This window comes from Bacillus sp. N5-665, assembly GCF_022637375.2.
Taxonomy (GTDB): domain Bacteria; phylum Bacillota; class Bacilli; order Bacillales; family Bacillaceae_G; genus Bacillus_A; species Bacillus_A wiedmannii.
Genome location: NZ_CP093325.1, coordinates 905,733 through 918,690, shown reverse-complemented (window position 1 = coordinate 918,690; position 12,958 = coordinate 905,733). Strand labels below are relative to the sequence as shown.

Sequence of the window (12,958 nt, the reverse complement as noted above, 5' to 3'; positions counted from 1 at the left end):
ATTACATCACTTCCAGCTTATAACCGATGCCCCATAACGTTTTAATATATTCTGGATTAGATGGATCACTTTCAATTTTCTCGCGCAACCTTCTCATATGAACATTAATAACGTTATCATCACCGTAATACTCTTCGTTCCAAACTAACGTATATATTTGCGCTTTCGTAAATACACGATTTTGATTCTTTACGAATAGCTTTAAAATCTCAAATTCTTTTAAAGTAAGTTTGAGGGGCTTCCCGTTTTTTTCAACCGTAAAATTAATTGGATTAATTGTTAAATCACCAATTTGAATCATCTTTTCTGTTGTTTCTGTAGTCGAATATTTCGTAGACCTCCGAATACCCGCTTTTACACGTGCAGCCAATTCAATCATAGAAAATGGCTTACAAATGTAATCATCTGCTCCCAGTCCTAATCCAACAGCTTTATCAACATCTGTATCTTTTGCCGACATCATTAAAATCGGAACTGCACTTTTTTCCCGAATGATTCGCACAACCTCTAAGCCATCTAGCTTTGGCATCATAATGTCGAGGATAACTAAATCAAAGGATGATTTAAAAAATGCTTGCACCCCTTCTTCTCCGTCAGACGCGATTGTAACTTGAAAACTTTCTTTTATTAAATACTTTTCCACCATCTCTTGAATTGAGATATCATCTTCAACTAATAAAATATGATGTGACATATGTCTATCCCCTTTTTCACAAACATTAACATTTCAATTGTATCGTAACCAATGAATACTGGAAAGAATTATATGAATTTTCAAACCAACTTCCCTTCCTTCCTTAACAATGATATGATAAAATTCACTACTATTGTTCATAATTAACTTTATATAAAGGAGACTTATCATGTCAGAAAACAAAAAAGTAAGCTTAGCTGATTTAATGCGTGAACAACTTGCAAAGAAAAAGCAAGGAAATGGAAATGGTTCAAATAATACAAATCAAAGCCAAGAAACGAAAAAATTACAAAACCAACAAACAAAGAAAACAAACAACCAACGTAGACGTACAGGTGTATAAATGAACGGACAAAAACGCTCTAATATCGCACCCGGTCTTGAAGTTGATATTGTATTAAAACAAGATCAACGCACCGGTAAATTAACACGTGGAATTGTAAAAGATATTTTAACTAACTCCCCTTCTCATCCGCATGGCATTAAGGTGCGATTGCAGGACGGGCAAGTCGGTAGAGTACAAAATATCGTTCAATAAGAAAAGGAGCTCAAGTAAACTCGAGCTCCTTTTTCTTTATTAACCTTTAATTTTCTCGATGAAAACTACTTTTAAATAGTCTCCCTCTTTAAATTGATCAATGGTACGAAAATCTTCTGGTAAAGAATGTTCTTCTAATATTTTGTATTTACCATTCATTTCTTTAAATGCTGTATCGATAAAGCCTTTAAACTTTTTCATATCGAATGCGCTACAATTTGTAGAGGCAACGATAATCCCATTATTTTCTGTAATCGCAATTGTTTCTTTTAATAAGTTTTTATAATCTTTCGCTGCACTAAATGTATATTTTTTTGAGCGTGCAAAGCTTGGAGGATCAAGTACAACCATATCAAATTTCATCTTTTTCTTAGCTGCATATTTGAAGTAAAGAAATACATCTTCTACAATAATATCTTGCGCTTCATAATCAACTTCATTTACACTAAATTGCTCAATCGTTTTACTTAAACTACGATTTGCAAGGTCGACACTCGTCGTTTTATTCGCTCCGCCAAGCGCTGCAAATACAGAGAAAGCACCTGTATAAGAGAACATATTTAATACTGTTCTCCCCTTTGCATATTTATCACGAATTTGTTTTCGAACGTTACGCTGATCTAAAAATACACCAACCATCGCTCCGTCATTTAAATAAACAGCAAAGTTCACACCATTTTCTTTTACGATAAGCGGGAACTCGCCGCGCTCTCCTGCTACGAAATCATCGCCTTCAATGTATTTCCCTTTCGTATCAAAACGCTTTTTCTCATAAATACCTTTAAAGTTTGCTACTTTTTGAAGAGCTGCTATAATCTCATCTCTGAAAGTATAAATCCCTTCACTATACCAACTGACTACATAATAGCCGTCATAATAATCGATAATTAAGCCTCCAAGACCATCACCTTCACCATTTAGGGCACGGAATGCTGTCGTATCACTTGATTTGTAAAATTGCTTTCGTTTATGTAAGGCAGATTTTATTTTACTTTCAAAGAAAGATTGATTAATTTGTTCACTCTCTTTTCTCGTTAAAATCCAGCCGTATCCTTTATTTTGTTTTCCATAATAACCTTTTCCGACAAAATTGTTCTTCTCATCTACTACTTTAATGATTGTTCCTTCTTCCTGAACATCGTTTAAATTTTGAATCGCATCTTTTAAAATAAGCGGATATCCACTTTTAATTTCTTTTATAAATTTCGGTTTTATTTTTACAGTTATTTCTGATCGCATATAATAACTTCCTTTCCATTTGCATGCTTTCTCTATAGGAAGCATTTAAAAAACGAGCCTGAAAAAACAGCCTCGTTTCACTATACCATATTATTGCTTTGCTAGTACAACTCGCTCATTCTCTCACTTAACCGCCACATATTTACTACATTTTGAAACGGAAATCCCACTGTTCAAAATAATAAAAAAACTTATTTATTTCACATTTACCATTGACAATGATAATGATTTTCATTATCATTTAATGTATATGAGTTCTCGAAAATAAAGGCTACATTTATAGGAGGAATAAAACATGATTATTGTTACAAATACAGCTAAAATTACAAAGGGAAATGGACATAAATTAATTGAGCGTTTTAATAAAGTAGGTCAAGTCGAAACGATGCCAGGCTTTTTAGGATTAGAAGTTCTTTTAACGCAAAATACAGTTGATCATGATGAAGTAACAATTAGCACACGCTGGAATGCAAAAGAAGATTTCCAAGGTTGGACGAAGAGCTCAGCATTTAAAGATGCTCACTCACATCAAGGCGGGATGCCAGAATATATTCTTGATAATAAAATCACTTACTACAATGTTGAAGTTGTACGTATGCCAATGGCTGCAGCACAGTAAACATATTTCTTTTTTAAAGTATAGAATATGAGAAGCGTTACCACTTCTCATATTCTATACTTTTTTTACTGTCTCTTTACTAGTTTCGCATGCACGACTAACCTTCCTGCTTCCGGATCAAGTGCATAGTCACACGTCGAAAGTGTTACGATTTGATCATTTGCTGTCAATTTTGTATCCGTTTTGTACAGCGACTTTTCTTGAATTTTCTCCAAAAATGATGTGTATTCCGTATCATTGCTAAAATCCGTTTCAATGTAATAAAAATCAGTTGTTGTTGTATACACCGAGAACACTTCAAGATCATATCCTTCAAATAATGTATCGTAATATAATTTATGATGCGACATGAAGAACTCTTCATCTAACATTTTCTTTAAACTTCCAAACATAGAACCATCTTTCATACGGTGACCATATAAAATAGTATTTCGATTTTGAGATTTCACATCATTACGATAGTCCATAAAAATGCTGCCTGCTCTCATATCTTCACCTTTATAATTACGAAATAAATAGTAATCATTGTCTTTCGCCTGAACGATTGGATAATTAATTTGTGTATCGTCCATCGTAATCCATCCAACTATTTCTTGGTTAATTTGCTGCAGAGCTTTGAACTGTTTACGTACTTCCCCGTCTTCTGATTGCTCTTCCATCGGACTCTTTTCATAAATGTTTTGTGCTTCGGCCATTACTTTACGATTTTCATAGTAATCCATAAAAATATCACCTAATTCATATACTGAATAGAAAAAGGTACCTAAAAAAACAACTGTAAGTATTCGTTGAAAAAAAGAATTCTTCTTCCGTTCTTTTTTACTACTCAAATTATCACCTCAAAACGGATTGTTCGCATATTTAAATACCCATCGGGACCATATACAACCCTGTATCTTCATCTTGCTTTACAACGACATCTACACCGTATATCGTCTTTATCATACTTTCTGTCACAACATCATTCGGCTTACCTTTCGTAACAATTTCGCCATCTTTCATAACGATGATATGATCACTATAGCGAATCGCCTGATTGATATCATGTAATACCATAACGATTGTCAATCCATGTACTTCATTTAACTCTTTTACTAGCTCTAATATTTCAAGTTGATAATAAATATCTAAATAGGTGGTCGGTTCATCTAAAAAGAGCATTGGTGTTTTCTGAGCTAACGTCATAGCAATCCAAACACGTTGTCTTTCTCCACCAGATAAAGCATGAATCTCTTTATCACGTTTACTTAGTAAATTCGTACATGCTAAAGCCCTTTCGATTGCTTCTCTATCTTCATCAGTTTGCGAGGAAAAAATATTTTTATGAGGCATACGACCATAACTTGTTAATTTCTCTACCGTCATATCTGCCGGTGCTTCATTTTGTTGATGGACAACGGCTAACTTTCTAGCAAACTCTTTCGGTTTATATTGACTAATCGCCTTTCCATCCAGTATTATCTCTCCGCTACGAGGGTCGTGATTTCTTGACATCACGCCAAGTAATGTCGATTTCCCGCAACCGTTTGGACCAATAATTGTTGTAATTTTACCAATTTCTATTTCACTACTAACCGACTTTAATCGATCCGTTACATTATCATACGAAAAGGTTACATTTTTAATTTCCATGAACTTTATCACTCTTTCTAAGCAAGAATATTAAGAATGGGCCACCAATAACTGCCATAATCGTCGCCGCTGGAATTTCGTTAGGTGGCACAATTAACCTTCCAATCGTATCCGCCGTCAAAATTAATAACGCTCCTGCAAGAGCAGAAAATGGAATTAATACTTTATGATCTGAACCGACTAGTTGTCTTGAAATGTGCGGAACGAGTAATCCTACGAAAGCGATAACTCCTGCAATCGCTGTTGATACTGCTGCTAAAAGTACTGCAATAGCAGAAATAATAAGACGAACTCTCGTTACGTGCAAACCTAAGTTTTTCGCAGTCTTATCTTGTAGCGATAATAAGTTACACCAAGCTCCTACAAACAGAGCAAGAATAAGACCAATTGTTCCATATGTAACCATTATTTCTACATCGCCCCACGTCTTCATCGTTATGTTAGAAGTCGTCGTTTGCTTAATACTCTTAATGAAGTATCCGCAAATCGTAATGAACGATTCATTTAATCCAGTGAACATTGCATTAATAGCTATACCAACTAAAATAATGCGAAGCGGACTTAACCCTGACTTCCATGAAAATGCATAAACGAGATAACATGCAAACGCACCACCTAAAAAGGCGAATACGGGTGTCCAGAAAAAGAATTGCGGGAATAACGTAATAATAACAAGTGTCATAAAACTTGCCCCAGAAGATATCCCGATTACCCCAGCATCAGCAAGTGGGTTTTTCATAACAGCTTGAAAAAGCACACCTGAAACGGCCAGAGCTGCTCCAGTAAATAGTGCAATAATAATACGTGGGAAACGTAAATCTTTAATCACTTCAACATCTTCATTCCCCCCTGTAAATATCCCTTGCACAAGCTCAACAATACCTATTTCTAAACTCCCTTTCATCGCTGACAATGATGTCATAACAATAAGCAATGCAGTAACAATGAGGAAACTCCAAGTTTTTTTATTCATTCCACTCTTCCTTTATATTAAAATGCATCACGGATACATCATTTTTTTCAATTCATCTAACGCTTCCATTGCTGCTAAATTACCTGTCGTCCCAAATAAGCGCTCTTCTAAATCGTAAACACGGTTATTTTTAACTGCAGCGAAATGTTTCCAAATATCATTTGTTTTAAATTCTTTATCAAACATTTTCACAACTTCATCAGGCATACCATGAGCTGCTCGTAAAATAATATCTGGATCAGCTTTTTTTAAATACTCTGTATTAGAAGCTAAATACTCTACTTGTTCACCTTGCACAATATTTTTACCACCTAGTTGTTTCACTAAATCTCCAATATAAGAATGCTCTGTTGCTACTAAATAACTCCCTGGTACACCTAATAAAATAAGCACTGTCGGTTCTTTCTTTCCCTTTACTACTTTTTTAATCTCTGCAACCTTGTTATCTAACTTCGTTACAACTGCTTCAGCCTGCTTTTCACGTCCATATTGCTTACCTAAATCGCTAATGGAATTTTGCATATTTTTCAAGCTTGTTAAATCTAAAAAGTTTGCTTTCATGCCCACACCATCAAAAACTGGCTTTAATTCATATTCAAGTGTTGTCACGGATAATACTTCTGACGGCTTTAACGATTTTACCTTTTCCATATCAGGACTCATCGGATTCCCGACTTCTGGTAAACCTTTATATCTCTTTGGTAAATCTTTCGTACTTGTTGGAACACCAACTAAATCTACTTCTAACGCATCCATAATTTCAGTAACAGCAACTGTCGTTGCAACAATTCTCTCTTTACTCTCACTCTTTACCTGTTTTGCTGCTTCTTTTTTGGGCGCCGAGCATCCAGCTATACTCACTAATAGAATGATAGCCATTAGTACACTAGCAATTTTCTTCACTCTCAATCACCACTCCTTTCCAAACAATATGAAACAAGTCTTGATGCATGCGAACATGCATCAAGACTCCAAAAATTACAATCTTCCTGCTCTATATTTACGAACTAGTAAAGCAAGTGACCCAAGCAATAGCACCATGTATAAACCTAGTTGTGCTGTATCTGCCGTTTTTGAGTTTTTCTCTTTTTTTGGATCATTTTTTTGATCTTCTTTTTTCTTCTTATCATCTGCATTTCGGTTAAAGTCAGGATTATCTACTTTTTTCACATTATCTACTTTCGGTGTAATCACTGGATTGTTCGGATCATTTTTCGGATCTTTTTTTGGATCCTCTTTAATTGTGCCTAACGCACCAATATTATTTGTATCAAATTGAATTTGGACATCGTAGAAATGATGGTAGTTCATTTCATTGATATCAACTTTTACTTTTGCATTTAATTTTGCAAATAAATCACTTACTTCAAATTGCACTACTCTCGTATTTGCATTTTTATCTTCGCTTACTACTTTCGCATCAGCAAAAAGACTGTTATTTTCCGTTTGGAATTTTGTAATCCATGCACTATTTTTCAACGTCATCTCAATGTACTTTTTACCATCTTTAACGATTAATTTTGCTGGGTGTACAGTATAGTCATGCATCTTTGAAAGCTCATTTGTTTTATCTTTTAACACTTTAAATGGAATATCATATTGACCATCCACTAAATTTTTCGGATCAACTATTACTTTTGGTTGATTATTTCCGCCTTGGTTGTCGTTTCCGCCTTGGTTGTCGTTTCCACCTTGGTTGTCGTTTCCGCCTTGGTTGTCGTTTCCACCTTGGTTGTCGTTTCCACCTTGGTTGTCGTTTCCACCTTGGTTGTCGTTTCCACCTTGGTTGTCGTTTCCGCCTTGATTACCTAAAACTTTTATACTATCTTGATCAAATACAAATTGAACATCGTAGAAATGGTGATAATTCATCGCATCAATATCTACTTTTACTTTTGCGTTTAATTTTTTAGATAAATCATCTACTTCTAACTCTACTACTTTTGTATTTTGCTCTTTATTCTCACTTAATACTTTTGCATTAACAAAAGAACTATTCTTCTCAAACTCAAACTTTGTAATCCATGCACTATTCGTTAATGTAAACGATACATACTTCTTACCATCTTTCACTTTTAGTACAGCTGGACTCTTTGTATATGTGTTCATCATTGAAATTTCTTCTGTTTTATCTTTTAGAACTTTAAAGCCAATGCTGTATTCACCATCTTTAAGGGCTTTTGGATCAATGGTTGTGTTGTTGCCTTGGTTGTTGTTTCCGCCTTGGTTGTCGTTTCCGCCTTGGTTATTGTTTCCGCCTTGGTTATCGTTTCCGCCTTGGTTGTCGTTTCCGCCTTGATTATCGTTTCCGCCTTGATTATCGTTTCCGCCTTGATTATCGTTTCCGCCTTGATTATCGTTTCCGCCTTGATTATCGTTTCCGCCTTGATTATCGTTTCCGCCTTGATTATCGTTTCCGCCTTGATTATCGTTTCCGCCTTGATTATCGTTTCCGCCTTGATTATCGTTTCCGCCTTGATTATCGTTTCCGCCTTGATTATCGTTTCCGCCTTGATTGTCTAACGGTTTAACGCTATCTTTATCAAATGCGAATTGAATGTCGTAGAAATGATGATAATTCATTGAATCGATATCTACTTTTACTTTTGCATTTAACTTTTTAGATAAATCATCTACTTCTACTTCCACTACGCGTGTATCAGCTTTTTTATCTTCACTTAATACACTCGCATCAACGAACGAACCATTTTTCTCAAATTCAAACTTTGTAATCCATGCACTATTCGTTAATGTGAATGATACATATTTTTTACCATCTTTCACCTTTAACACGCCCGGACTCTTCGTATACGTGTTCATCATTGAAATTTCTTCTGTTTGATCTTTTAAAGCTTTGAAACTGATGCTGTATTCGCCATCTTTCATTGTTTCAACATTCGGCTTCTCTACTTCTGGTTTCTCTACCTCTGGCTTTTTATCTCCATCTGGTTGCTTTTCTTCGTTCTTAATTGGCTCAAGTTTATCTTGATTAAATTGAAGTTGTAATTCATGCGTTTGTTTATAATTTTGTGATGCCACTTCAATAAATACTTTTGTATTCAACTTTTTAGATAAACTGTCTACTTCAAATTCTACTACTCTTGTATTTTTCTCTTTATCTTCACTTACTACTTTCGCATCAACAAATGAACCATCTTTTTCTGTTTGGAAATTTTTAATTGATGCGTTATCTGTTAATGTTACAGTCGCTTTTTTCTTACCGTTTTCTACTTTTAATACTGCTGGACTTATTAGCTTGTCTTTCATTCTAGATTCTTCATCTGTCTTATCTTTTAATACTTTAAATGGAATGCTGTACTCTCCATCTTTAATTGTTTCAACTTCTGGTTTTTCTACTTCCGGCTTTTTATCTCCATCCGGTTGTTTTTCTTCATTTTTAATTTGTTCAAGTTTATCTTGTTCAAATAAAAGTTGTACATTATGTGTTTGCTTGTAACCTTGTGATGCCACTTCAATAAATACTTTTGTATTTATTTTTTTAGATAAATCGTCCACTTCAAACTCTACTACTCTTGTATCTTTTTCTTTATCTTCACTCACTACTTTTGCATCAACAAATGCGCCATCTTTTTCCGTTTGGAAATTTTTAATTAATGAGCTACTTGTTAGTGTTACAATTGCCTTTTTCTTACCGTTTTCTACTTTTAATACTCCTGGATTTACCATGTAAGTATTCATCTTAGATTCTTCATCTGTTTGATCTTTTAACACTTTAAATGGAATACTATAATTCCCATCGTTAATTGTGTTAGAATTGGGTTGTTGATCTGGGTCAGGCTTTTGGTCGGGCTTCTGACTTGGATCCGGTTTTTCATTTGGATCTGGCTTATTTGCTGGATCCTCTTTTTCATTTGGTTTTTCTACATGAATCGGTGTAATACTATTTTGATCAAATGCAATACGCACATCATAGTCATGATGATAACTTAAAAAGTCTATGTCTACTTTTACTTTCGCATTTAATACTTTCTCTACATCGTCCACTTCAAATTCTACTACTCGTGTATCTTTTTCTTTATCTTCACTAATTACATTTGTCGCAACAAACTGGCCACTTTTTTCTGTTTCAAACTTCGTAATCCATGAACTATGTTCTAACGTAAAGGATACCTTCTTCTTCCCATCCTTCACTTTTAAAGTTCCTGGACTTACAGAGTATTGATTCATCATAGATTCTTCATCTGATGTATCCTTAAGAACTTTGAAACCGATTGAATATTCACCGTCAGCTAGTTGGCTTGCTGCTTGAACTGCAAGAGGTTGTAATGTTGATACGAATGTAAATATCATTAAACACATCGCAACAACAATTTTAAGATATCTATTCAATGGGATAACGCTCCTTTATTTAGTTTTGACGTACTTTACGAATTAAGAAAACACCTGAAATAAGAATTAACACTGCAAATAATCCGATGCGTGCTTCATCGCCTGTTTTTGGGTTATCTGTTTTTTCAGCTTTACCACTTTCATTTGTTCCTTTGTTCGCCTCTTTATTTGTTTCTTTATTCTCTTCTTTCTTCACTTCTTCTTTTACTTTTGTATCTGTTTTTGTCTGATCATTATTCTTTGTTGCAGCAGTTGCTTTATTTTCTCCACCTACCGCTTTTACATTTGCATCAAACGCAAAGCGAATTGTGTAGTTATGGTCATAATTTACGTTAGGTACAACAACATGAATTTTTGCAGCTGCTGGCTTAGATAAATCGTCTATTTTAAACTCTACAGTTCTTTTATCTGCTGATTCATCTTTACTAACAACTTTTGCATCAACAAAGTTCCCGTTCTCTGGTGCTTTAAATTCTGTAATCCAAGCACTATGATTCATCGGAATTTGTACTCTCATCTCACCATTTTTCACAATTAACTTAGCTGGTTTTTCAAAATAATCATTTGCCATTGAAGCTGAATCATTTTCTGCTTTTTGTATGACATAGTTAATATCATAAGTACCGTCAGCTACATTTGCCGAAGCTTGTCCAAATGGCACTACGAAAAAAGCTAGCATACATACGAATGTCATAATAAAAGCGGGTAATACAGAAATCTTTCTCATTTGGCTTACTTCCTCCTTGTTTATCTTTCATCCATACTTTTTTGAAAATGATAATTATTCTCAATTTATAAGAAAAAAATAATAATCCTCTATCATTATTTAATTGTAATTTATTTATGTAATGTAGATATTATTGATTATCATTCTCACTACGTGTTAAAAATAATATCCCTCCCTATTTCTTATAAAGAGCGATTTACATTTTAACATAAGTCCCTATTTCTTTTGATGATTATCATTCTCAATGAAGGTCAAAAAAAATAAAACTAACCATTCTCCTACTCTATCACCTCTATCTACAAAATGATATCGTTATAGAAAACCTTATACCTTTCACTCCTCACTTTCCTTCCAATATTTCCACAACTAAGTCAATCTTAGCCTAATGCTAATTTTTTTGTCAACTATATTACGTATAAAATTTTTAATATCTAAATTTCCCTATATGTAATTTTTTCTACAAAAAAAGAGACTTTCTTTCATAGAAAGCCTCTTTTCACTATTTTTCTACAGCAACTTCTTGCTTTTGAAATAAAGAAACTACATATCCAATTGCAATTCCAATGATACCCGGAACTAGCCAACCAATCCCTACACTATATAGTGGAATTTTATCTAAGATAGGAGCAAGGGCCACTACTTGAAGATTTGCATTATGCAACCCATCAAAGAAGCTAATTGCAAATGAACCTACAATACCGCCTACATACATAGCTAATGGAAGACGAATATAGTTTTCAACAAGTGATAATACAATCAGTACGATACCAATTGGGTAAATTGCAATTAAAATCGGTAATGCTAATGCGTTTAACTGAGTTAACCCAAGGTTTGCTACCATAAATGCTAATACACAGAAGATGAAAACAACCTTTTGATAAGAAAGCTTTGGTAATAAGGAAGAAAAATATTCCCCACAAGCTGCAACAATACCTACAGAAGTTGTTAAACATGCCGCTGTAATTGCGATCCCTAATAATAAAGTTCCGTAACTACCAAATAAATGATTTACAACGTTTGTTAAAATAATTCCTCCGTTTGCCCCCATTCCAAGAGACACACTAGAAGCTCCCAGATAAGCAAGTGCTAAATAAACAAGTAGTAAACCGAGCGCTGCAATAAATCCTGCAAAGATTGTTACTTTTGCAATGCTGTTCTTATTTGTAACGCCTTTTGCTTTTAAAGCATTAATAACAACATTTCCGAAAACAAGTGCTGCAAGTCCATCTAAAGTTAAATATCCATCAATAAAACCTTTAAAGAGCGGAGCATTATACGCTTCTGTCGGTGCACCAAATTCTCCAATTGGTGTAATAATTGCTTTACCTACGATAATTGCTATAACAGCTAACAAAATCGGAGTTAATACTTTACCGATGCGGCCCACTAATTTCGATGGGTTTAAAGCTAAATAGAAAGTTACTGCAAAGAAAATGAATGTAAAGATAACAAGTGGATAAGATTGACCAGCTATCTCACTTGGTAAAAATGGTGCAACACTCATTTCATAAGCAACTGTTCCTGTACGCGGAACACTTACGAATACGCCTAAACATAAATAAATTGCAGTGATAAAAACAAGTGCGAATACAGGGTGTACACGTCCCGCTAGCTCATTAATATCTCCCTTTAGAGCTATAACAATTACCCCTAATAAAGGTAATCCAACACCTGTTACGATAAAGCCAAATAACGCGATCCATACGTCTGTTCCAGCACCTTGCCCTAACGCCGGCGGGAAAATCATATTACCTGCACCGAAAAATAGTGCAAACAACATTAAACTTATTGCAAACATCTCAGAAAACTTTAAAGATGATTTCATTTCTACTAACCTCCTAATTTTTTATATTAACAAAATATTCTGAATTAAATACCGTCACATATCCTCTTTCAAGCATACTTCCCCGTAAAAGAACGCAAAAAACACCCGTCCCTAACAAAGGGACGAGTGTTGAAATCGTGGTTCCACCCTTATTCTAATAAAATGAATTTATAACAAAATAAGCTCATTTTATAGCTCGTGTAAATTGATAACGGTTTTATCCGCCAAGAATTACAATGCATCATGCAGTTCACTCTTGAAGTTTAGAGGTGGTAAGTTTGTCTTTCCGTATTAGGAAGCTCACAGCCTAGGCTTCCCTCTCTGAGAATCGTCAAAAACAACTCATGTCCTCATCATTACT

Annotated in this window: 12 protein-coding genes and 1 other annotated feature (1 of these 13 running past the window's edge); of the genes, 3 read left to right on the top strand and 9 right to left on the bottom strand. The window is 34.5% G+C overall.

Annotated elements, in window-relative coordinates; translation table 11 throughout:
• Nucleotide 1: 1 nt before the first annotated feature.
• The gene (locus MNO09_RS07150; protein ID WP_000018045.1) at nucleotides 2-694 is read right to left on the bottom strand and encodes a response regulator transcription factor; all 693 of its coding nucleotides are present in this window, start codon (nucleotides 692-694) and stop codon (nucleotides 2-4) included.
• Between the two features lie 169 nt (nucleotides 695-863).
• Here MNO09_RS07150 and MNO09_RS07145 point away from each other — a divergent pair, with 169 nt between their 5' ends.
• The gene (locus MNO09_RS07145; protein WP_001293585.1) at nucleotides 864-1,037 is read left to right on the top strand and encodes a hypothetical protein; all 174 of its coding nucleotides are present in this window, start codon (nucleotides 864-866) and stop codon (nucleotides 1,035-1,037) included.
• Nucleotides 1,038-1,232 (top strand): YwbE family protein, encoded by a 195-nt coding sequence (locus tag MNO09_RS07140; protein ID WP_001014310.1) that lies wholly within the window; start codon nucleotides 1,038-1,040, stop codon nucleotides 1,230-1,232.
• A 39-nt stretch (nucleotides 1,233-1,271) separates the two neighbouring features.
• Here the strand turns inward: MNO09_RS07140 and MNO09_RS07135 are convergent, their stop codons facing one another.
• Entirely contained in the window at nucleotides 1,272-2,471 is a 1,200-nt protein-coding gene (locus MNO09_RS07135) for a class I SAM-dependent rRNA methyltransferase (RefSeq protein WP_001255863.1), read from the bottom strand.
• Nucleotides 2,472-2,766: 295 nt separating this feature from the next.
• On the opposite strand from MNO09_RS07135, the gene isdG reads away from it, so the two are divergent.
• Nucleotides 2,767-3,090 (top strand): heme oxygenase, encoded by a 324-nt coding sequence (gene isdG, locus MNO09_RS07130; RefSeq protein ID WP_000587823.1) that lies wholly within the window; start codon nucleotides 2,767-2,769, stop codon nucleotides 3,088-3,090.
• Nucleotides 3,091-3,155: 65 nt separating this feature from the next.
• Here isdG and srtB read toward each other — a convergent pair whose 3' ends face one another.
• From srtB to brnQ6, 7 genes are all read right to left on the bottom strand, one after another.
• Nucleotides 3,156-3,920, bottom strand: coding sequence for a class B sortase (gene srtB / locus MNO09_RS07125; protein ID WP_000095588.1), 765 nt, complete (start codon nucleotides 3,918-3,920; stop codon nucleotides 3,156-3,158).
• Nucleotides 3,921-3,951: 31 nt separating this feature from the next.
• Complete coding sequence (locus tag MNO09_RS07120; protein ID WP_000403736.1) at nucleotides 3,952-4,722, bottom strand: ABC transporter ATP-binding protein; 771 nt, start codon at nucleotides 4,720-4,722, stop codon at nucleotides 3,952-3,954.
• Nucleotides 4,712-5,695 carry a FecCD family ABC transporter permease gene (locus tag MNO09_RS07115; RefSeq protein ID WP_001036828.1) on the bottom strand — a complete coding sequence of 328 codons (984 nt, stop codon included), beginning with the start codon at nucleotides 5,693-5,695 and terminating at the stop codon, nucleotides 4,712-4,714. The genes MNO09_RS07120 and MNO09_RS07115 overlap by 11 nt, the downstream gene beginning before the upstream one ends.
• 27 nt (nucleotides 5,696-5,722) lie before the next feature.
• Nucleotides 5,723-6,604, bottom strand: a complete 882-nt coding sequence (isdE, locus tag MNO09_RS07110; RefSeq protein ID WP_002096287.1) for a heme ABC transporter substrate-binding protein IsdE — start codon at nucleotides 6,602-6,604, stop codon at nucleotides 5,723-5,725.
• Between the two features lie 69 nt (nucleotides 6,605-6,673).
• Complete coding sequence (gene isdX2, locus MNO09_RS07105; RefSeq protein WP_241950195.1) at nucleotides 6,674-10,015, bottom strand: NEAT domain-containing hemophore IsdX2; 3,342 nt, start codon at nucleotides 10,013-10,015, stop codon at nucleotides 6,674-6,676.
• 49 nt (nucleotides 10,016-10,064) lie between these two features.
• A complete protein-coding gene (gene isdC / locus MNO09_RS07100) occupies nucleotides 10,065-10,772 on the bottom strand; it encodes a heme uptake protein IsdC (protein WP_001226909.1) in 708 nt (235 codons plus the stop codon).
• Between the two features lie 499 nt (nucleotides 10,773-11,271).
• Nucleotides 11,272-12,597, bottom strand: coding sequence for a branched-chain amino acid transport system II carrier protein BrnQ6 (gene brnQ6 / locus MNO09_RS07095; protein ID WP_000842661.1), 1,326 nt, complete (start codon nucleotides 12,595-12,597; stop codon nucleotides 11,272-11,274).
• A gap of 115 nt (nucleotides 12,598-12,712) precedes the next feature.
• Nucleotides 12,713-12,958, bottom strand: a binding site (T-box leader) (it continues 5 nt past the right edge of the window).

Excerpts from the sequence above, each read along its gene's own strand:
- MNO09_RS07150 (WP_000018045.1), bottom strand. The coding sequence starts at position 694 with ATGTCACATCATATTTTATTAGTTGAAGATGATATCTCAATTCAAGAG.
- MNO09_RS07145 (WP_001293585.1), top strand. The coding sequence starts at position 864 with ATGTCAGAAAACAAAAAAGTAAGCTTAGCTGATTTAATGCGTGAACAA.
- MNO09_RS07140 (WP_001014310.1), top strand. The coding sequence starts at position 1,038 with ATGAACGGACAAAAACGCTCTAATATCGCACCCGGTCTTGAAGTTGAT.
- MNO09_RS07135 (WP_001255863.1), bottom strand. The coding sequence starts at position 2,471 with ATGCGATCAGAAATAACTGTAAAAATAAAACCGAAATTTATAAAAGAA.
- isdG (WP_000587823.1), top strand. The coding sequence starts at position 2,767 with ATGATTATTGTTACAAATACAGCTAAAATTACAAAGGGAAATGGACAT.
- MNO09_RS07120 (WP_000403736.1), bottom strand. The coding sequence starts at position 4,722 with ATGGAAATTAAAAATGTAACCTTTTCGTATGATAATGTAACGGATCGA.
- MNO09_RS07115 (WP_001036828.1), bottom strand. The coding sequence starts at position 5,695 with ATGAATAAAAAAACTTGGAGTTTCCTCATTGTTACTGCATTGCTTATT.
- isdX2 (WP_241950195.1), bottom strand. The coding sequence starts at position 10,015 with ATGTGTTTAATGATATTTACATTCGTATCAACATTACAACCTCTTGCA.
- isdC (WP_001226909.1), bottom strand. The coding sequence starts at position 10,772 with ATGAGAAAGATTTCTGTATTACCCGCTTTTATTATGACATTCGTATGT.
- brnQ6 (WP_000842661.1), bottom strand. The coding sequence starts at position 12,597 with ATGAAATCATCTTTAAAGTTTTCTGAGATGTTTGCAATAAGTTTAATG.